Genomic DNA, 21,352 nt, shown 5'->3' on the forward strand with positions numbered 1-21,352 from the left:
ATCAATGGTAATGGCAATATCAAAAACTTATGCCACTAAGGCACAAAGGCGCAAATATTATTAAAAAACAAAAAAACTTTGCGCCTTTGTGCCTTTGTGGCAAAAACCAAAAAACTTATCTTTACAAAATGGTATTAGTAACTGGCGGAACAGGTTTAGTGGGTTCACATTTATTGCTTCATTTAATTGAAAATGGAGAAAATGTTCGGGCTATTTACCGAAACGAAAGCAATATTCAAAAAACTAAATCGGTTTTTGAACTTTATAAAAAAACTGATTTATTTGAAAAAATAGAATGGCTTGAAGCCGATATTTTAGATGTACCTTCTTTAGAAACTGCCTTTAATACTATTGACTATGTTTACCATTGTGCCGCACTAATTTCTTTTGATCCAAAAGATGAAGAAGGCCTTCGAAAAACTAATATAGAAGGAACTGCCAATATGGTCAATTTTTCTCTTGCCAGAGAAATTAAAAAATTCTGCTTTGTAAGTTCCATCGCTGCACTTGGAGATTTAGCTCCTCACGAAACTTGCATTACCGAAGAAACCGACTGGAATCCCGAAAAACCGCACAGCGATTACGCCATTTCTAAATATGGTGCCGAAATGGAAGTCTGGCGCGCACATCAGGAAGGTTTAGATGTAATTATTGTAAATCCGGGTGTAATTTTAGGTCCGATTCCAAAAACAAAAAGCAAACAGCAGGGAAGTGCAGAATTGTATATAAAAGTCGCAAACGGGCTTCCTTTTTACACACTCGGAAGCACCGGTTTTATTTCTGTTGATGATGTTGTAAAAACAATGTATCAGTTAATGAAAAGCGATATTAAAAACGAACGGTTCACTTTAATTACTGACAATATTGTTTTTAAAGACATTCTGGATACAATTGCTGACGTTTTAAAAGTTAAAAAACCACATCTTCATGCAAAACCCATTTTAATGAATTTTCTTTGGATTGCCGACGGGATATTTTCGACTTTATTTTTTCAAAAAAGGCGTCTTACAAAAGCAACTGCAAAAGCTTCTTATTCTAAGAATCTCTATTCTAATGAAAAAATAAAAACCGCTCTGGGAACGGTTTTTTTAGATGTACATCAATACATAAAAGACATTTCGAAGTTATAAACCTATCTATCTTATTGGTTTTCTCATCTGCTGTCTTATTGAATCGATATTTATTTGTTTTGAAGTTTTTTTGATCGAATCTTTTGGAGTTTCTTTTAGTTTTTTATTTTTTGCTGCTTTCGCTGCTTTTTTATTTTCAATAGTAACAATTGAATCCGCTGCTCTTTCAGCTTTTTTCAATCGCTTGCCTACTTCATCAAACATATCTTTGTAATTCTCATAATCTGAGGCATAATAAATGTTATTTTGAGCAAACTGAAGACTGTCAACTTTATATTTTTTAAAAATAAATTTCGTTGGACTCGTTTCTGTAGAATCTAACAATTCCTGATGCTGGTATTTCATTGCTTCCAAAAGAGACAAATCATACATAATATCGATCATTTTATCCTTCTCAATAAGTTTTGCAGGTTGTTTTACAACCTCTTTTTTACAACTTACAGAAAGAAACAAAACCAATAGTATTACTAAACAATTCTTCATTTCAGCTTTTTATCTATCAAACAATAATCGTTTTCCGGCACGGACATCTTTTATTTTGAAATTATTATAAACCAGTTCTCCGTTTACAAAAGTATGTGTAATTCTAGATTTAAAAGCCATATTTTCAAATGGAGACCAGCCGCATTTGTATAAAATATTATCTGAATTTACACTCCACGGCAGACTTGGGTTTACAATTACTAAATCGGCAAAATAACCTTCTTTAATAAAACCTCGTTTTTCTATTTTGAAAATCTTAGCCGGATTGTGGCACATTTTCTCCACGATTTTCTCCACACTGATTTTCCCTTGGTGATGCGCTTCGAACATTGCCACAACGGCGTGCTGCACAAGCGGACCTCCAGAAGGTGCTTTTAAGTACGATTGTAATTTTTCTTCTTTGGTATGCGGCGCGTGATCTGTTGCAATAACATCAATTCGGCCGTCATTCAAAGCTTTCCAAAGTTCGGCCCTGTCGTGTTCTGTTTTTACAGCAGGATTCCATTTAATGAAATTTCCTTTTGTTTTGTAATCTTCATCGGTAAACCAAAGGTGGTGCACGCAAACCTCAGCGGTGATTTTTTTATCTTCTAACGGAATTTTATTGGTAAACAATTCCATTTCTTTTGCTGTAGAAAGATGAAAAATATGCAGACGCGCTCCTGTTTTCTTTGCCAAAGCCACCGCTTTTGAAGACGAAAGATAACAAGCCTCAGCACTTCTAATTAAATTGTGCGCCGTTACCGGAACATCTTCACCATATTTTTCTTTAAATTCTGCTAAATTGTTCTGAATTGTAGTTTCATCTTCACAATGTACTGCAATTAACATTGGGGTACTTGAGAAAATTTTTTCCAGAGTCTCTTCCTTGTCAACCAGCATATTTCCTGTTGAAGAACCTAAGAAAATTTTGATTCCCGCAACATTTTTTGGATTTGTTTTTAAAACCTCTTCCAGATTATCATTCGTTGCTCCCATCATAAACGAATAATTCGCAAATGATTTCTCAGCAGCAATTTGGTATTTATCTTCTAATATTTCCTGAGTAACCGCATTTGGAACTGTGTTTGGCTGTTCGATAAAAGAAGTAATTCCTCCGGCAACTGCAGCTCTCGATTCTGATTCGATATCTCCTTTATGCGTTAATCCCGGCTCTCTAAAATGCACCTGATCATCGATTGCGCCCGGTATTAAATAATTTCCTTCGGCATCAATAACAATACAGTCAGATGTTTTTAGGCTGATACTGTCTGCAACCTCAACGATTAAATCATTTTCGATCAAAACATCTCCGTCAAAAATAGATCCTTCGTTTACAATTTTGGCATTTTTTATTAAAATCCTGTTCATGTTCTATCTTTATAATGTATTGACTAATTTTTTTAATCGAAGAGAAATTACACCTAGAATTGCTTCTTTAATAATCGCATTACTCATTTTTGAAACCCCTTTTGTTCTGTCTGTAAAAATAATCGGCACTTCTTTTATTTCAAATTTAGCACAATAAGTTCTGTACTTCATTTCGATTTGAAACGCATATCCAACAAACTTTATTTTATTAAGATTGATTTTCTCTAAAACTTCTCTTTTATAACAAACAAAACCGGCTGTTGCATCGTGAATTTTCATTCCGGTAATAAATTTTACATAAACAGATGCAAAATACGACATTAAAACACGGCTTAAAGGCCAGTTTACAACATTTACACCCGTAACATAACGTGAACCGATGGCTAAATCGGCGCCTCCAAAGTGGCAGGCATCATACAACTTTTCAAGATCATTTGGGTTGTGCGAAAAGTCGGCATCCATTTCAAAAATAAAATCATATTTATGTTCTAATGACCATTTAAAACCATGAACATAAGCGGTTCCTAAACCGGATTTTTTAGTTCTTTTTTCAAGAAATAATCTTCCCGGATATTCTTCCTGTAATGCAATAACTTTATCGGCGGTATGGTCCGGCGAATTATCATCGATTATCAGCAGATGAAAAGATTTATGCTGTGAAAGTACAGCTCTCACTATACTTTCTATATTTTCAATTTCGTTATAAGTAGGAATTATGACAATACTATCATTCATTTTTTTCTCGGTAATTTCACCGCAAAAGTAAACTTTTTATAGCATTTGGTTCATAATAAATACATAATAAAACTATTGATACAAAAAATTACTAATTTTGTGGCGCTATGATTGAACACCTTCATCCACGAATTATTGAAAACAAAGATTGGGCAACCGCTTTATTTGTCCTGACCTTTGCTGTTGTTGCCATGACAAAATCTGCTTATGAAACTCGTTTTTCAGAATTCAGCAAGCTTATTTTTTCAGATAAATACGCAAAAATTTATCGTGATAACAGCCACATGAAAAGCAGCTTTACGGTTGGTTTATTTTTTGTACAGGTTATTTCGTTTGCCTTTTTTATTCTTCTTACATTAAACATGTATGATAAAGCATCAAAAACTGATTATGTTTTATTCATTCAAATCGCAACTTTTCTGCTTTATTTTATCTTGGCAAAATATTTAGTTGAAAAAATTGTTGCTGCGGCATTCAACATTGACGACTTTGTAGAACTTTTTAATTTGCAAAAAGTTACTTACAGAACTTATATTGGTGTTTTAATCCTTCCAATCAATGCTATTTTGTTTTATTATGATAATATTTCAACGATTGTACCGCTGACAACAATAGGCATTTCGCTGTGTATCAGCTTATATTCTTATTTTATTTCAATTAAAACATATCAAAACGTAATAATCGGTAAGTTATTTTATTTTATTTTATATCTTTGCGCTCTTGAAATAGCGCCTTATTATTTTCTTTATTATTGGATAACAAAAGGGAGTGCTTAGAAAATGTTTATAATATGAAAGTGAAAACAATTTTGGTGTCACAGCCTGAACCTAAAGTGGAGAATTCTCCTTACTTTGAGCTCCAACAAAAACACAAAATAAAAATTGATTTCAGACCATTTATTCATGTGGAAGGGGTTAGCGCAAAAGAGATTCGATTACAAAAAATCGATCTTAATCATTACACTGCGATCATTTTAACAAGTCGAAATGCTGTAGATCATTTTTTTAGAGTGGCTGATGAAATGCGTTACAAAGTTCCTGAAGGATTGAAATATTTTTGTCAATCTGAAGCAGTAGCGTTTTATCTTCAAAAGTATGTTGTTTACAGAAAACGTAAAATTTACGTTGGAGCAAAAGATTTTGCAGATTTATCTCCTCTTATCAAAAAGTACAAAGACGAGAAGTTTTTGCTTCCTGCATCTGACCAGTTAAATGCAGATGCCCCTATAACATTAAACAGCCTGAAAGTAGATTGGGCTCAAGCTATTTTTTACAGAACAGTAATGAGTGACTTGTCTGATCTTGCTGATGTTTATTATGATGTTTTAGCATTTTTTAGTCCAACAGGAATTAAATCTTTATTTAAAAACTTCCCGGACTTTCAACAAAACAACACCAGAATCGCTGTATTTGGAAGCACAACTCAAAAAGAAGCTTTAGATCATGGTTTAAGAATTGATATTCTTGCTCCAACTCCTGAAACGCCTTCTATGACAATGGCTTTAGAAAAATATATTGCAGAAGCAAACAAAGGAAAATAAACCTTTTAGAAATATTAAAAGTTTTAAAATTCCAAATTCCAATTTTATGTTGGGATTTGGAATTTTTGTTTTTAGACTTATTCCACAATATAGCCAACAGTTTCAACCGTAGGGACGCAATTCATTATTTCCTATCTGTCTCCCCGTGGTTAAAACCACGGGCTATGTCTTGAATTTGATTTTTAATTCCCATTTGGAATTTGGTATTTAAAAAATTTGGAATTTTATTTTCCCTTCATTTTGACTACATTTGATTTCTATTCTAAACCCAAATTACAATAAATAGTTTCAAATTATAAGTTATGAAAATCAACTCCCTTTTAATCGAAATTGATGGTATCGACAAAGAAATCCTTCGATACCTTATGGACGATGCCCGAAAACCTATTTTACAAATTGCCAATAAAATTGGCATTTCGGGAGCTGCGATTCATCAGCGGTTAAAAAAACTAGAGCAGTCTGGTGTTATTTCTGGTTCGAAGTTTACGGTAAACCCAAAAGTTTTGGGATATAACACTATGGCGTTTGTGGGAGTTTATCTTGATAAAGCTTCCCGAAATTCTGAAGCCGTAAAAGATTTAAAAAAAATACCCGAAGTTTTGGAGTGTCATTATACAACTGGAAACTGGTCGGTTTTAATTAAAATTATCTGTCGTGACAACGAGCATTTAATGCAGCTTTTAAACACTAAAATTCAGGCTATTGAAGGTGTTTCAAGAACAGAAACGTTTATTTCACTAGATCAGCAGATTGACAGGCAGATTCAATTGTAAATTAGATAATGTGGCAATTTGATTTAAACTGGACTAAAGTCCAGGATCGAGCCAAGGTTCTTTAGTCGTTCCGAAGGAACATATTATAGTGTAGGGTTGGACTTCAGTCCAGTTTAATTTATACAGATATGCAAAAACAAAACCCGACAGGTTTTTTAAAACCTGCCGGGTTTGCTATAAATTATCTAATTGACCAATTTTCTAATTATCACATTAATTCCTTCTGCTTCCAGAATAAATTGAGATATAGTACAACAACGTTGCAATCGATCCAAGAGCGGCAACCACATATGTTCTTGCGGCCCACTTTAAGGCGTCTTTTGCACCGGCCTGCTCTTCTTGTGTTAACATATGTTTGTTTTCAAGCCATGCTAAAGCTCTGTTACTCGCATCGTATTCTACCGGTAATGTAATAATCGAAAATAATGTTGTTACAGCAAAAATTATAATTCCAACTAATAACAACTGCGGAAAAGTTCTGATCATTAAAATTCCGGCCAATAAAATCCACTGCATATAGCTTGAAGCTATATTAACAATTGGCACTAATTTAGAACGCATCGTTAACCATTCGTAACCTATGGCATGCTGAACAGCATGTCCGCATTCGTGAGCCGCAACTGCTGCAGCTGCCGCATTTCGATGATTATAAACTGCTTCACTTAAGTTTACTGTTTTATCTGACGGATTATAATGATCTGTTAACTGACCCGGAGTCGAAATAACACGAACATCTCTAATTCCGTTATCAGCGAGCATTTTTTCAGCGATTTCTGCGCCGCTCATTCCGTTTCGTAACTGCAGTTTAGAATATAACTCGAATTTACTTTTAAGTTTTGAACTTACCATCCAGCTAAACAGCATTATCGCTCCGGCAAGTATTAAATATCCACCTCCCATATTTTTATCTTTTTTGATTGAATTTAAATTTACAAAACAAACTGCAAATTACGAACCATTTTAACAAAATGTCATTTTGGCATTTTTTCAGACAGAAACACCATATTAAAACATAAAAGACTAAAGTGCGTCTCTACAATCCATCTCTATAACAATTGCTTATTTATTTCTTCAAACTTTTCAATCAGAGCATTTATTTTTGCCTGCTGTTTTTTGATTTGTTTTGGAAGAATAAGAAACCAGTTAAACGCCATCCATAATAATGTTAGGCCATAAGTCAGACTTGCTCCTAAAAAAGTCATTCTGCTGGCGTATTCGTACATATACAAACAGATCCCGAATGTAAGCGCAGCAAAATAAAATCGCATCATTGTTGTCTGTAGAAACTGTTGTTTCTTTTTAATCAAAATTAAATTTTGCAGGTATTCCTGATTGGCTTGTGTTGTTTCGATGTTTTTATAGGTACTCAATAATTTATTATAAACAAATAAATAAATCATCATTGCCAGTATCGTAACAATGATTCCTATTTTAGTCGAAATAAATTGCGGCTGATAATACACCCAGACAAAAACAATAAAGGCTGATGTTGCTAAAAGCAAAATATTGATAATCCACAAACTTCTTAAACCCGCTCTTTTAAATTTATTTACGCGCACCAGCAAATCCTGCATATCGGGCTGACTTACGGATTGTTTTCTCCATAAATCTTTAAAATCTATATTGTTATCGTTGTCCATTTTCTTTAAATTTTTGAGTCAGTTTTTCTTTAATCCTGTGAATTTTCACTCGCACATTGGCTTCAGAAAGCCCAATAATTTTAGCGATTTCCGCCTGCCTTACATCTTCTAATTCTAATGAGATAATGATACGTTCCGTTTCGGGCAGTTCAGCAATGCATTTATATAAAAACTGAATTTGAGGTTCTAATGAAGACTGTTTTTCTTCTGAAAGATGAATCGGAAGTTCTGATTTTGGAAAACGTTTTTGTTTTTCAATCTGTCGAAGGCAATTATTCGACGCAATTCTAAAAATCCAGGTTCCAATAGAAGATTCGTTCCTAAAGGTTTCCAGCTTTTGCCAGACAATTATAAATGTTTCCTGAGCTAAATCCTGAGCGGCATCATAATCGTTTACAAATCCCATGCAAAGCCTGAAAATTCTATCCCAATATGTTTTGTAGATTTCTTCGAATTCCATTTTAAGATTTTAAAAAATTGTTTAATTGTGCCAAATACCATTCTGTATCATCGTACATTATGAAATGCAAACCTTTGTTCGCATATTGAAAATTAACCGTTTTTAGGTTTTTATACTGCCCTTCGATTGCCGGTTTTAAATTTATAAAATAAGATTCTAATAAAATTAGCGACGGACATTTTATCGTGGAGATTTTATTTCTCAAATCGGTATTAAAAAAATCACAATACATTTGAGCAAAGGTTTTTCTATCTGATTTTACACTCCAGTTTATTACCGTTTCCAATTTTGAAGTATCCTGCAAAAGTCTTGGCATGGCTTGTTTCTGCATATCATAAAACTGAGTTTCGGTCATTGCTGTCATTTGATTTACTGTTGATGAACAATCATTATTTTCTTTTGATTTAAAAGAAGGATCGGTTAAAGCTGCTAAACAAGGCAAAGCATCAACAACGACAATCTTACCAATTAATTCCGGATAATCTGCCGCAATGGCAAGTGCCACTCCTCCGCCCATACTGTGACCAATTATGATTGGCTTTTCAATTTTATTGTCTTTGATGTAATTAGCGATTCCTGTTTTCCAATTTCCGAATGAAGGATTTAGCTGTGGTTTTGCTCCGGCAAACCCAGCCATTGTAAGTGTATAACAGGTAAAATCTTTTTCGAAAGCGGTTTTGGTTTCATTCCAAACTTCACCGGAAGAAGCAAATCCGGGAATGAAAATTATAGATTGTTTTCCTTTTCCGGTTTTAAGAACTTCAAAAGGATATGATTTTGTTTGTGCAAAAACATTTAGACATAATGCTGAGAATAAGAATGCGATAATTAAGATGATATACTTTTTCATTTTTAATAGTTTTTAATTGTTAATTAAATCGGATCCGTGCTTTGGATACGAGAACTATTAAAATGTTACAACGGTTTCAAAAAATTTAATTATTAAATTATAGATACTAGGGTTTGTAACGCAAAGTGCAATAAGGTTTTTCGCAAAGTTTGGAAGTTTTTTTGTTTGTAATTCCGATTTTATCGGGAAAGAACGCAAAGTTTTTCCACAATCTTGTCATCCTGAGGAACGAAGGATCACATAAGTAACTCTACAAAGATTGACGATTTTGATTGCGGAATTTCTAGTGCGATCCTTCGTTCCTCAGGATGACAAATTGTACGCATTTTCAGTCTGAGCGAAGTCGAAGACCACGCAAGAAGCTCCGCAATCAAAATCGCCAATCTTTGTAGAGTTACTTATGTGGTCTTCGACTTCGCTCAGACTGACAAAACAAGACGCAAAAAAATCCCAAACTCCAATCGTAAAATTGGAATTTGGGATTTTAAATATTGAAATTTTAAAATTAACCTACAAGGTTGATGATCTTTCCAGGAACAATAATCACTTTATTTGGAGTTCTTCCGTCTAATTGCTTTTGAGTTCTTTCGTCTTTCATTACGATTTCTTCGATTTGTGCAGCGGTTAAATCCAAAGGCAATTCGATTGTGAAACGCATTTTTCCGTTGAAAGAAACTGGATATTCTTTATTCGTTTCAACTAAATGTTTCTCATCAAAAGCTGGGAAAGCAACTTCAGAAATTGAAGTTGTATGTCCTAATTGTGACCATAATTCTTCTGCGATATGCGGAGCATAAGGCGAAACCAAAATAGCTAATGGTTCTAAAATCGCTCTTGAATGACAGTTTTGAGAAGACAATTCATTTACACAAATCATAAACTGAGAAACCGAAGTATTGAAAGAGAAATTCTCGATATCTTCTGCCACTTTTTTGATTGTTTTATGCAATGATTTTAAGTTGTCTTTTGTTGGTTCGTCATTGTTTACAATTAAGCCGTTATCATCAAAATACAATCTCCATAATTTTTTCAAGAAACCAAATACTCCAGAAATTCCAGCCGTATTCCAAGGTTTTGCCTGCTCTAATGGCCCTAAGAACATTTCGTATAAGCGTAATGTATCAGCTCCATATTCATTACAAATATCGTCTGGTGTTACAACATTGTATTTTGATTTCGACATTTTTTCGACTTCGCGCACAACAATAAACTTCTCATCTTTTTCATAGATTGGTTTAGCATGTAAAAAATCTGGTTGCCATTTTCTAAACTTATCAATATCCAGTTCATCTGATGAATTCACAAAACTAACATCAACATGTATCTTGCTAAACGTTGGTGTCAAGGTTCCAGTTAAATTTAGTATTTTTTCAGCCGCCTCCTTATTCTTTTCTGAATTGTAGAAGTCTTCAACAATACCCTTAGATACATAAACATCAGGTCTTTGATCAACTCTATAGATCAAAGCACTAGTTCCCAAAATCATTCCCTGATTAATCAGTTTTTTAAATGGTTCTTCAGTTGGAGCAAAACCTTTGTCTTTTAAAAATTTATTCCAGAAACGAGAATACAATAAATGTCCAGTTGCGTGTTCGCTTCCACCAATGTATAAATCTACATTTTCCCAGTAAGCTAGAGCTTCTTTGCTTGCAAATTCATTTTCATTGTGCGCATCCATGTAACGCATCCAATACCATGAACTTCCTGCCCAACCTGGCATTGTATTTAATTCCAATGGAAAAATAGTGACATTGTTAATCAACTGAGTACTAACCACTGAACACTTAATACTGTCCCAAGCCCAAACTGCTGCATTTCCTAAAGGAGGCAAACCATCTTCTGTTGGTAAATATTTTTCTACTGCCGGTAAAATAATTGGCAAATGCTGCGTGTCAATCATTTTTGGCAATCCGTTTACATAATAAACCGGGAACGGTTCACCCCAATAACGCTGACGAGAGAAAACTGCATCGCGCAAACGGTAATTTGTTTTACCTTTTCCCTGTCCGATTTCTTCTAATTTTTCAATCGCTTTTTGAGTTCCTTTTTTATAATCTAATCCGTTTAAGAAATCAGAATTAGCGATTTCAACGTTGTCTTTAGATCCGTAAGCTGCTTCAGAAATATCAACATTTGCGAAGATATTTTTGATTTCCTGCATTCCGTTTTGACCTTTAAAGAAATTTGCAAAAGCGTAATCTCTTTCATCTCCGCAAGGAACCGCCATTACAGCGCCTGTTCCGTAACCTGCCAAAACATAATCACCAATCCAAACCGGAATAGCTTCTTTTGTAAATGGGTGCTCTGCATAAGCACCTGTAAATACACCTGAAATAGTTTTTACATCGGCCATACGCTCACGCTCAGAACGTTTTGCTGTTTTTTCGATATAGGCTTCAACTGCAGCTTTTTGTTCTGGAGTTGTAATTTTAGCAACCAAATCGTGTTCTGGTGCCAAAGTCATAAAAGTAACTCCAAAAATAGTATCAGGACGAGTGGTGAATACCGAAATAGTTTCTGGTTGTTGGTTGTTGGTTGTTGGAACTACATCGAAAGTCACCATCGCTCCCACAGATTTCCCGATCCAGTTTCTTTGAGATTCTTTTATAGACTCACTCCAGTCAATATCGTTTAAACCTTGAAGCAAACGTTCTGCATAAGCTGAAATTCGCATACTCCATTGTGTCATTTTTTTTCTTATAACAGGAAAACCTCCACGCTCCGAAACTCCGTTTACAATTTCGTCATTTGCCAAAACAGTTCCTAAGCCTGGACACCAGTTTACTTCTGTTTCTGCCAAATAGGTTAATCTATATTGCAAAAGGATTTTTTCTTGCTCATCTTTAGAAAATGCATTCCATTCGCTTGACGAAAAAACTGCAATATTATCATCAGAAACTGCATTTACATTTGCATTTCCTTCTTTTTCAAAAACAGCAACTAAAGTAGAAACATCTTCTGCTTTGTCTGTCGTTTTATTATACCACGAATTAAACAACTGGATAAAAATCCATTGCGTATGTTTATAGTAATCAGGGTTTGAAGTACGCACTTCACGTACCCAATCAAACGAGAATCCGATTTTGTCTAATTGTTTTCTGTAACCCGCAATTTGTTTTCCTTCTTTGTCAACTCCACCGTCAATATTTACATGAGTTGTATCTTCCGGACGCTGTCCTGTCTGAATTGCGTATTGTTCTGCCGGTAATCCGAAACTATCGTAACCCATTGGATGCAAAACATTGAAGCCCTGGTGTCTTTTGAAACGAGAATACACATCTGAAGCTATATAACCCAGCGGGTGTCCAACGTGCAATCCTGCTCCAGATGGATAAGGAAACATGTCGAGAACATAATGTTTCGGTTTAGCTTCGCTCAGTTCGGTTTCACCTCGGGTTTCAGAGTTGTTTTTTGCTGCAAAAGTTTGATTTTCTGCCCAATATTTTTGCCATTTGGCGTCAATTTCGTTTGGATTGTACTTCATTTCTAAGTGACTAAGATTCTAAGTTACTAAGGTTCTAAGGCTTTTCACTAAATTAATTATTAGGCGCAAATTTACATTTATTGCGCATTGTACCAAAGCTATTTCATTGACAAACAAATAAAATAACAAAATACTTATTTAAGATTAAGTAAAAATACTTATGTTTGTGTTTTGATTACGTAGACAAAACATTTCCTTCATTCAATAATTAGTGTTTTGGAAGAATATTTTTACATGAAAAACAATTATTTTTACAAAGTCAATAATTAAAGTTCAGAATGAGTAACGTTAAAAAATATTCTATTGAAGTTCGGGTTTGGATTGAAGAAACTGAGGGCGCCTTTCTTGGTATTGGTAAAATCTGGCTTTTAGAAAATATTCGAAAAACAGGCTCAATTACAAATGCTGCGAAAGAAATGAAAATGGCGTATCGACAAGCCTGGCAATTAGTTGAAGAAATGAACCAGCGTGCAGAAAGTCCGCTTGTTGAAAAATTACTGGGCGGAAAAGGCGGCGGCGGAGCAAGATTGACAGAGGCCGGAGAAAGAGCGATAACTACTTTTTATGAACTCGAAAAACGTATTAAAGATTTTGCTGAAAAGGAAACTCAGAATTTGAAATTTTAAAAACTAATATTTAAACACATAGAAACATAGCTTTAGCAATCGTAAAAAGACGTTTCACTTAATTTAAATACACATAGCAAATCTATGTTTTAAAAACTTGTTTCTTTTTACAAACTTATATGAGGATAAAAAAACTATGTTTCTATGTGTTTAAAAAAATAACCAATCAAACCGACTTTTTTTTTAACTATCAGTATTCATTTTAAAACATACTGAATTTAACAGCCAAAAACATGAACCCAAAACTGTATTTATTCTTTGTTTTTATAAGCCTAAAAAGTTTTTCACAAACTGAAAATTCTATAGTAAAACAAGACAGTATTAAAAAAGAAGAATTGAACGAAGTTGTTATAACAGCATCCCGACGTTCAGAAAATTTACTGCGTTCACCCATAAGTATCGAGCAGTTAAAATCGGCGGAAGCCAAAAATATGGGATCGGCAAGTATTTATGAAGCGTTGGAAAATGTAAAAGGCGTTCAGATTATTACGCCAAGTTTAGGTTTTAAAGTTATAAATACAAGAGGTTTTGCCAATTCAACCAATGTTAGATTTGCACAATTAGTCGACGGAATTGACAATCAGGCTCCGCATTTAGGCGCGCCAATTGCAAATGCTTTGGGTGCAAATGATCTCGATATCGATAAAATTGAAATTATTCCCGGAACTGCCGCTGCTTTGTACGGAATGAACGCCATTAATGGTTTGGCGAATATACAGACTAAAAATCCTTTTGAATATCAAGGAGTAAGTGTGCAGCAATTAACCGGCGTAAATCATGTTGGAAATATTGACCGGTTTTCTCCAAAAATTTATTCACAGTTTAATTTGAGATTGGCGAAAGCTTTCAATGAAAAATTTGCTGTAAAAGTAAATGCATCAACTACGGGCGGAACGGATTGGGTCGCAGATGACAGGACAGATCTGGCTCCAAATGCAAATGCTTCAACTAATTTATTTGGCGCAGATAATCCGGCTTATGATGAAGTAAATGGTTATGGAAATGAATCGGCAAATAGAAAAACATTAAACCTCAACGGCAAAAATTATGTTGTTGCCAGAACGGGTTATCGCGAAACAGACATTACAGACTATGACATTAAAAATTACAAAGCCGATGTTGGATTTTATTTTCGCCCAAAACAAGGAAATGAACTTTCTGTAACGTATAAAACTGCTTTAATCAATACGATTTATCAGCGTTCCAACCGTTTTAGGCTTGACGATTATACTTTAAATCAGTTTGCAGTAGATTATCACACTCCAATTTTTCAGGTAAAAGCGTACGCCACAACTGAAAATACCGGAAACTCATACAATTTGCGTTCACTTGCCGAAAACATGGACCGCGCTTATAAATCTGATGATAAATGGTTTGCAGATTACGGCACCGCTTATAAAAATGCTGTTACAAATGGCACTTCTGTAGCCGATGCGCACAGAATTGCCAGAACGCAGTCTGATCAAGGTCGATTTCAATCCGGAACTGAGGCTTACGAAAACAAGAAAAACGAATTAATCGATATTAATAACTGGGATATTGGTGCGGCTTTGCGCGTAAAATCGACTTTGGTTCATACCGAAGGTTTGTTTAATTGGGATAAAGCTTTTACTTCATTCTTCGAAAAAATCGATGCAAAGCTGTTAAGCGGTTTAGATTACAGAAATTACATTATAGTTCCAGACGGAAATTACTTTATCAATCCTGTTCATGCTGATGAAAATTTGACGTACCAAAAAACAGGAGGTTTTACACAATTGACAAAAGATTTATTTAATTCAAAACTACGTTTAGGCGCAACAATTAGAATTGACAAAGCTGATTATTTTGATGCTAAATTCACACCACAGTTTACAGCTGTTTATTCTCCAAAAGAAGCCCTTAATTTTAGAGCTTCATATCAAAACGGATATCGATTTCCGAGTATTTTTGAAGGATTTTCCAATGTCAATTCCGGCGGGGTAAAACGAGTTGGCGGATTGCGAATTATGTCTGATGGAGTTTTTGAGAATTCGTATACTAAAGCTTCTATCGATAAATTTCAGGCGCAGGTTAATACAGATGTAAATACAAATGGTTTGACTCAGGCACAGGCCATTGAAAAGAATAAAAATACCATTCAAAAAAATCCTTATACATATTTACAGCCTGAATTTGTAAAGTCGTTTGAGTTTGGTTTTAGGGGAATTACATTAAACAAAAACCTTTATATCGATGCTGATTTTTATTATAACTCTTATAAAAATTTCATCGCTCAGGTTGAGGCGAGTATTCCAAATACTACAGATCCAAATCAAATTCCAACTGCATTATATTCCAGAAACACTCAAAATCGTTACCGTTTGTGGACTAATTCTAAAAGTAAAATTTACAATTACGGCGGAAGTTTAGGTTTAAAATATCGAATTGATGCAACTTTTACAGCTTTAACCAATCTTACTTACACCAAACTTGACCGAACTGATGATAAAGATGGTTTAGAAGATGGTTTTAACACACCGGAGTTTAATGTTAACGGAACTTTACTCGCCCAAAATATCTGGAAAAATCTTAGCGCAAGTGCTACGGCGCGTTATCAAAATAATTTTGATTATGTTTCTTTTTTAGTCAGCGGAACTGTTCCGGCTTATTGGTCAATGGATGCACAGATCAATTATAATTTCAAAAAAACGGGCCTTACTACAAAATTAGGCGGAACAAATATTTTAAATAAACCTTATACCTCTATTCTTGGCGGACCATCAATTGGCGGGTTGTATTATTTATCTCTAGTTTGGGAAACCAGCAAAATTTAATATTTTACCGTGAACTTTGCGTTTTTTTGCCACAGATTAAAAGGATTAAAATGATTTTTTCTAATCTGTGTGAACCTTTTAATCTGTGACTATTCTTTTTTTACTTTGCAAACTTTGTGTAAAACCTTGCGTGCTTTGCAGTTAAATTTACACATAGTTTTTTGCCACAGATTAAAATGATTTTTCTAATCTGTGAGAATCCTTTAATCTGTGGCTATTCTTTTTTTACTTTGCAAACTTTGTGTAAAACCTTGCGTACTTTGCAGTTAAATTTACACATAGTTTTTTGCCACAGATTAAAAGGATTAAAATGATTTTTCTAATCTGTGAGAATCCTTTAATCTGTGGCTATTCTTTTTTTACTTTGCAAACTTTGTGTAAAACCTTGCGTACTTTGCGGTTAAATTTACACATAGTTTTTTTCCACAGATTAAAAGGATTAAAATGATTTTTCTAATCTGTGAGAATCCTTTAATCTGTGGCCATTCTCTTTAAACTTTGCGAACCTTGCGAAAACCTTAGCGAACTTTGCGGTTAAATTTACACATAGTTTTTTTCCACAGATTAAAAGGATTAAAATGATTTTTCTAATCTGTGAGAATCCTTTAATCTGTGGCCATTCTCTTTAAACTTTGCGAACCTTGCGAAAACCTTAGCGAACTTTGCGGTTAAATTCCCTTTACTATTCAATATCAAATCGTACATTTATAGTATAAAAGTTTGTTATTAACTTTAAATAAAGAAATTCTTTATTATTTTTACCACATAATTTAAGCAGACTATGAGTTCTAATTTTGATAAATTTCAAAAACGCAGGTTAATTTCCTCTTATTTTTCGGTTGTATTAAGTGTATTCTTGGTTTTATTCCTTTTGGGAGTACTGGGATTATTCATTATTAATTCTAAAAAACTGGCAGATGATTTTAAAGAAAAAATCGCTATGACGGTTTTCTTTAAAAACGAAGCGAATGACAGCATTATCAAAGCATTTGATTCAGAATTAAAAAGAGCTCCTTTTGCGCTTTCTTATGTTTATGTAACCAAAGAAAAAGCCGCAAAAGAACATACTGATATTATTGGAGAAGATTTCCTGACATTTTTGGGCGAAAACCCATTATTGAATTCATACGATATTCACTTAAAAGCTGATTATGTTGAAAGAGACAGTATCTCAAAAATCGAAAGCGCATTACGTCAAAACACTATGATTGAAGACATTGTTTATGACAAACAATTAGTAAACCTTGTAAACGACAATATTAAAAAAGTAAGTATGTGGATTTTGATTATCAGCGGTTTCCTTACTGTAATTGCTGTTTTATTAATCAATAGTTCCCTTCGTTTATCCATTCACTCCAACCGTTTTATTATTAAAACCATGCAGATGGTGGGTGCTACAAAATCGTTTATTAGAAAGCCTTTTGTAACACGCAGTGTAAAATTAGGAATGCTTGGCGCCCTGTTGGCAATTATATCCTTAATTGGGCTTTTATTCTATGTAGAAACTAATTTTCCTGGTTTAGGAATTTTAGAAGATAAAGCTTTAATTGGATTGGTTTTATTGGCTGTTTTCGGATTAGGGGTTTTAATTACATGGGTTAGCACGCATTTTGCGACACAGCGTTTCCTTAATTTAAGAACTGATGATCTTTATTAATTTTAGATTGCAGACTGTATTTTAGATTTAAAAATAAATTCATATAAAACAGAGGATAAGATTGCTTCGTTCCTCGCAATGACAAAATGAAAAACAACAATATTAAAGAAGAACAACAGCAAAAACAGGAATTTCTTTTTGATGGTATCAATTACAAAATTCTATTAGTTGGTATTGCTGTGATTGCATTAGGATTTATTTTAATGTCTGGCGGAGGAAGTGATAATCCAAATATTTTTAATGAAGATGTTTTTAGTTTTAGACGTATTCGTTTAGCTCCAACCACCGTTTTAATTGGTTTTGGGATCACGATTTATTCTATTTTCAAAAAATCTAAACAGTCTTCTTAAACACCAAACATCTTAGATTACCAGACTGTCTTTTATTCTAAGAAGTTTAAAATCTAAAAAACATTAAACTAAAATGGATTATTTACAAGCAATTCTTATTGCCATTGTAGAAGGAGTAACAGAATATCTGCCTGTCTCTTCTACAGCCCACATGATATTTACCAGTTCTTTTTTTGGTATTCAAGAAGATGATTTTGTTAAATTATTTCAAGTTTCAATTCAGTTTGGAGCTATTTTAGCTGTCGTTGTCCTGTATTGGGAAAAGTTTTTTGACTTCAGTAAAATTAACTTTTATATCAAACTCGCCTGCGCAGTTATCCCAGCCTTGATTTTAGGTAAAATCTTTGACGAAAAAATAGATGCAATTTTGGGAGATCCTATTCCTATTGCCATTGTCTTAATCTTAGGCGGTATCGTTTTACTTTTTATAGATGGACGCTTCAATAATCCAACCGTTGTCAATGAAGAAGACATAACCATTAAAAAAGCAGTAACAATTGGTTTTTGGCAATGCTTGGCTATGATGCCCGGTACCAGCCGTTCTGCCGCTTCAATAATTGGCGGAATGCAGCAAGGGTTAACTAGACAAACCGCTGCAGAATTTTCGTTTTTTCTGGCAGTCCCAACAATGTTGGCCGTTACTACCTATTCGTTATTTCTAAAAACATACGAAGCATCTCAGCTAAAAGGATATGAATTACTAACACAATCCAGTGATAACTTAAAAATGTTTTTGCTTGGAAACGCAGTAGCCTTTATAGTAGCTGTTATTGCAATAAAATTCTTCATTGGTATCATCAAAAAGTATGGATTTAAGCCTTGGGGATATTATAGAATCATATCAGGAATTCTTTTATTAGCTTATTTTTTCTTAAATAAATAAATTTGAAAACACCTGAAGAATATTTAAACGGACAGGTTTTATTAATAGATAAACCTTTAAAATGGAGTTCGTTTCAAGCAGTCAATAAATTAAAATATCTTTTAATTAATAAAGTCGGGCTTCCAAAAAAATTCAAAATTGGCCATGCCGGAACTTTAGATCCGTTAGCATCCGGGCTTTTATTAATCTGCACCGGAAAATTTACCAAAAAAATTTCTGAACTTCAGGGTCAGGCAAAAGAATATACGGGAACATTTTATATTGGAGCCACTACCCCATCGTATGATTTAGAAACCGAAATCGATCAGACTTATCCAACGGAACATATCAACGAAACTTTAATTCACGAAACAGTGAAACAATTTTTAGGCGAAATCGATCAAAAACCGCCTATTTTTTCGGCTATTAAAAAAGATGGTGTTCGTTTATATGAACATGCACGTGCCGGCGAATCTATAGAAATTGAAAGTAGAAAAACTACTATTCACGAATTTGAAATTACACGAATAGCTTTGCCTGAAATTGATTTTAGAGTAGTTTGCAGTAAAGGAACTTATATTCGTTCTCTTGCTTACGATTTTGGAAAAGCAATGAATTCAGGTTCGCATTTAACTGTTTTACGCCGAACGAAGATTGGCGATTATGATGTAAAAAATGCAATTGATATTACGTTGTTTGAAGAAAGTCTTACTTCATAAAACAAGAAGCACATTACATATAAAATATCTGTAATGTGCCTACTCCTAAGATAATGTTACACCATGCTTGATTTTAAATCAATAGTGAGGAACATTTTTTCCTCCAAACAAGAATGTTGAAAAATAATCATAAAACCTTTCGAATAACTTTTTCATAATAGTGCATTTTTTAACCGTTAGTAAAATAGACACCAATAAAAAGAGTAAATCAAAAAATATATAATAGAAGTGGGATTATGACAGCAAGATACAAAATTTTGTATTAAAAAAAATATTTTTCTATATTTTTTAAAAACATTATTCCATTTGTTATCAACACATTACCCTTAAATAAATTCAGACATTTATTACAAAACCAATCTCTTGTTATAATCGGTTATATTTGATATTTTCCATAATTTCAATCAGCTCTTGCTGCACAGAAATTCCTTTATCTGCGAGATACCATAATTGCAAATCTGTTTTAATTTTTTCGTCAATTACGCCAACGTCTCTTTTATAATTGTCCATTAATTCTGTTGCGCCTTTAGGTCTTGGTCCCCAATCTGTACGAACAATTCCGGCCTCTTTACAAATCACAATAACTTTTGGAATTGCTCTTCCGCCATTTGTTAAATATTGATTCATCAATTCGTCGTTTTCATCACGAAAAACAATTCGAAGATCGATCTTTTTATCAGACACATGTGCCATTTTATCTAAAATTGGAAGAATCTGCGCCGCATCACCACACCAGCCTTCAGAAATTACAAGCCAGATATAGTGATTATCCAAATGCTGCAATTTTGAAATAACATCTTCAGAAATTGTCATTGTCTTTTCCAGTCGGTTCATTCTTGCTTCATTTAACTTAGAATAATTAGTTAAACTATCAGACTGCTCACTTCCGGTTGATTTTCCTTCAGATAATAAATCGGTAACTATTTTTCGATATTCAGCATAAGAATGACTGTTGAATAATGCTTTGGCTACAATACTTTTCATAGAAGTTTATTTTGCTTACTATAAAATTACGGATTTTAAAAAGAACCTTGAATGACTTTTATCACATTCGAAAGAAAAAATCAAAAAAGTCGTTATAAAATTAAATCTTAAGTACAATTAATTTTTTATCAACATTATTTTTAAAAATCAGAATATGTCTATATTTGCACAAATTAACGCAACACAAAATATGAAATATAAAAGAATTCTTCTAAAACTTAGCGGCGAGGCCTTAATGGGTGATTTACAATACGGAATTGACCCTAAAAGATTAGCCGAATATGCAGATGAAATTAAGCAGATTCATGCAAAAGGAGTAGAAATTGCTATCGTTATTGGAGGAGGAAATATTTTTAGAGGCGTTGCCGGTGCGAGCGCTGGAATGGACAGAGTACAAGGTGATTATATGGGAATGCTTGCTACTGTTATTAACGGAATGGCTTTGCAGGGCGCACTTGAAGACAAAGGAATGAAAACGCGTTTGCAGACTGCTTTAAAAATGGAATCTATTGCAGAACCTTATATTAAAAGAAGAGCAGATCGTCACTTAGAAAAAGGAAGAATTGTAATTTTTGGTGCCGGAACAGGAAATCCATATTTTACAACAGATACTGCAGCGGTTTTAAGAGGAATCGAAATCAATGCTGATGTGATCTTAAAAGGAACCCGCGTTGATGGTGTTTACGATTCTGATCCTGAGAAAAATGCTTCGGCTGTAAAATTTGATTTTATTTCATTTGATGATGTTCTTAAAAAAGGACTAAATGTAATGGATACAACGGCTTTTACTTTAAGCCAGGAAAATAAACTGCCAATTGTTGTTTTTGATATGAACAAAATTGGAAACCTTTTAAAAATCTGCGAAGGAGAAAACATCGGAACTGTAGTAAATATTTAGACTGCTTAGATTATTA

General features: G+C 33.8%; 20 protein-coding genes. 11 read left to right on the forward strand and 9 right to left on the reverse strand.

The genetic code is table 11. The annotated features are described in order from the left end of the window. The first annotated feature begins 128 nt into the window (after positions 1-128). Positions 129-1,130 carry an NAD-dependent epimerase/dehydratase family protein gene (locus tag AABD74_RS02795; RefSeq protein ID WP_406844615.1) on the forward strand — a complete coding sequence of 334 codons (1,002 nt, stop codon included), beginning with the start codon at positions 129-131 and terminating at the stop codon, positions 1,128-1,130. Between the two features lie 6 nt (positions 1,131-1,136). Here AABD74_RS02795 and AABD74_RS02800 read toward each other — a convergent pair whose 3' ends face one another. From AABD74_RS02800 to AABD74_RS02810, 3 genes are read right to left on the reverse strand one after another with little or no spacing between them, the layout of a single operon-like run. Continuing rightward, positions 1,137-1,613 (reverse strand): DUF4296 domain-containing protein, encoded by a 477-nt coding sequence (locus tag AABD74_RS02800; RefSeq protein WP_232682576.1) that lies wholly within the window; start codon positions 1,611-1,613, stop codon positions 1,137-1,139. A gap of 9 nt (positions 1,614-1,622) precedes the next feature. Beyond that, a complete protein-coding gene (locus AABD74_RS02805; protein ID WP_232682577.1) occupies positions 1,623-2,963 on the reverse strand; it encodes a dihydroorotase in 1,341 nt (446 codons plus the stop codon). A gap of 9 nt (positions 2,964-2,972) precedes the next feature. Further along, positions 2,973-3,698 carry a polyprenol monophosphomannose synthase gene (locus AABD74_RS02810; protein WP_232682578.1) on the reverse strand — a complete coding sequence of 242 codons (726 nt, stop codon included), beginning with the start codon at positions 3,696-3,698 and terminating at the stop codon, positions 2,973-2,975. 107 nt (positions 3,699-3,805) lie between these two features. Here AABD74_RS02810 and AABD74_RS02815 point away from each other — a divergent pair, with 107 nt between their 5' ends. From AABD74_RS02815 to AABD74_RS02825, 3 genes are all read left to right on the forward strand, one after another. Next, on the forward strand, positions 3,806-4,474 hold the full coding sequence (locus AABD74_RS02815) for a DUF4271 domain-containing protein (protein ID WP_232682579.1): 669 nt from the start codon (positions 3,806-3,808) through the stop codon (positions 4,472-4,474). 14 nt (positions 4,475-4,488) lie between these two features. Next, the gene (locus AABD74_RS02820; protein ID WP_071635369.1) at positions 4,489-5,238 is read left to right on the forward strand and encodes a uroporphyrinogen-III synthase; all 750 of its coding nucleotides are present in this window, start codon (positions 4,489-4,491) and stop codon (positions 5,236-5,238) included. A gap of 302 nt (positions 5,239-5,540) precedes the next feature. Beyond that, the gene (locus AABD74_RS02825) at positions 5,541-6,011 is read left to right on the forward strand and encodes an Lrp/AsnC family transcriptional regulator (protein ID WP_035681816.1); all 471 of its coding nucleotides are present in this window, start codon (positions 5,541-5,543) and stop codon (positions 6,009-6,011) included. A 213-nt stretch (positions 6,012-6,224) separates the two neighbouring features. On the opposite strand, the gene AABD74_RS02830 is transcribed toward AABD74_RS02825, so the two are convergent. The 5 genes from AABD74_RS02830 to AABD74_RS02850 form a co-directional block, all read right to left on the reverse strand. Beyond that, complete coding sequence (locus AABD74_RS02830) at positions 6,225-6,911, reverse strand: zinc metallopeptidase (protein WP_232682580.1); 687 nt, start codon at positions 6,909-6,911, stop codon at positions 6,225-6,227. Positions 6,912-7,057: 146 nt separating this feature from the next. Then, positions 7,058-7,651, reverse strand: a complete 594-nt coding sequence (locus AABD74_RS02835) for a hypothetical protein (RefSeq protein ID WP_406844616.1) — start codon at positions 7,649-7,651, stop codon at positions 7,058-7,060. Next, complete coding sequence (locus tag AABD74_RS02840) at positions 7,638-8,111, reverse strand: RNA polymerase sigma factor (RefSeq protein ID WP_406844617.1); 474 nt, start codon at positions 8,109-8,111, stop codon at positions 7,638-7,640. Before AABD74_RS02840 ends, AABD74_RS02835 begins: the two co-directional genes overlap by 14 nt. 1 nt (position 8,112) lies before the next feature. Then, positions 8,113-8,961, reverse strand: a complete 849-nt coding sequence (locus tag AABD74_RS02845) for an alpha/beta fold hydrolase (protein WP_406844618.1) — start codon at positions 8,959-8,961, stop codon at positions 8,113-8,115. 505 nt (positions 8,962-9,466) lie between these two features. Further along, positions 9,467-12,445 carry a leucine--tRNA ligase gene (locus AABD74_RS02850; protein ID WP_406844619.1) on the reverse strand — a complete coding sequence of 993 codons (2,979 nt, stop codon included), beginning with the start codon at positions 12,443-12,445 and terminating at the stop codon, positions 9,467-9,469. A gap of 278 nt (positions 12,446-12,723) precedes the next feature. On the opposite strand from AABD74_RS02850, the gene AABD74_RS02855 reads away from it, so the two are divergent. The 6 genes from AABD74_RS02855 to truB all read left to right on the forward strand — a co-directional run bounded on the left by AABD74_RS02855 (position 12,724) and on the right by truB (position 19,454). Continuing rightward, on the forward strand, positions 12,724-13,071 hold the full coding sequence (locus AABD74_RS02855; RefSeq protein ID WP_232682585.1) for a winged helix-turn-helix domain-containing protein: 348 nt from the start codon (positions 12,724-12,726) through the stop codon (positions 13,069-13,071). 233 nt (positions 13,072-13,304) lie between these two features. Beyond that, positions 13,305-15,866, forward strand: coding sequence for a TonB-dependent receptor (locus AABD74_RS02860; RefSeq protein WP_406844620.1), 2,562 nt, complete (start codon positions 13,305-13,307; stop codon positions 15,864-15,866). Between the two features lie 781 nt (positions 15,867-16,647). Beyond that, complete coding sequence (locus tag AABD74_RS02865; protein WP_232681867.1) at positions 16,648-17,523, forward strand: ABC transporter permease; 876 nt, start codon at positions 16,648-16,650, stop codon at positions 17,521-17,523. Between the two features lie 86 nt (positions 17,524-17,609). After that, complete coding sequence (locus tag AABD74_RS02870) at positions 17,610-17,873, forward strand: DUF3098 domain-containing protein (RefSeq protein WP_232681866.1); 264 nt, start codon at positions 17,610-17,612, stop codon at positions 17,871-17,873. A gap of 73 nt (positions 17,874-17,946) precedes the next feature. Next, positions 17,947-18,756 carry an undecaprenyl-diphosphate phosphatase gene (locus AABD74_RS02875; protein WP_406844621.1) on the forward strand — a complete coding sequence of 270 codons (810 nt, stop codon included), beginning with the start codon at positions 17,947-17,949 and terminating at the stop codon, positions 18,754-18,756. Positions 18,757-18,758: 2 nt separating this feature from the next. Then, entirely contained in the window at positions 18,759-19,454 is a 696-nt protein-coding gene (truB, locus tag AABD74_RS02880; RefSeq protein WP_232681864.1) for a tRNA pseudouridine(55) synthase TruB, read from the forward strand. Between the two features lie 366 nt (positions 19,455-19,820). On the opposite strand, the gene AABD74_RS02885 is transcribed toward truB, so the two are convergent. Next, positions 19,821-20,438, reverse strand: a complete 618-nt coding sequence (locus AABD74_RS02885; protein ID WP_232681863.1) for a thioredoxin family protein — start codon at positions 20,436-20,438, stop codon at positions 19,821-19,823. Between the two features lie 190 nt (positions 20,439-20,628). On the opposite strand from AABD74_RS02885, the gene pyrH reads away from it, so the two are divergent. After that, a complete protein-coding gene (pyrH, locus tag AABD74_RS02890) occupies positions 20,629-21,336 on the forward strand; it encodes a UMP kinase (protein WP_053472459.1) in 708 nt (235 codons plus the stop codon). Positions 21,337-21,352 lie beyond the last annotated feature (16 nt).

The organism is Flavobacterium soyae (genome assembly GCF_045348165.1).
GTDB classification, from domain to species: Bacteria; Bacteroidota; Bacteroidia; order Flavobacteriales; family Flavobacteriaceae; genus Flavobacterium; species Flavobacterium soyae.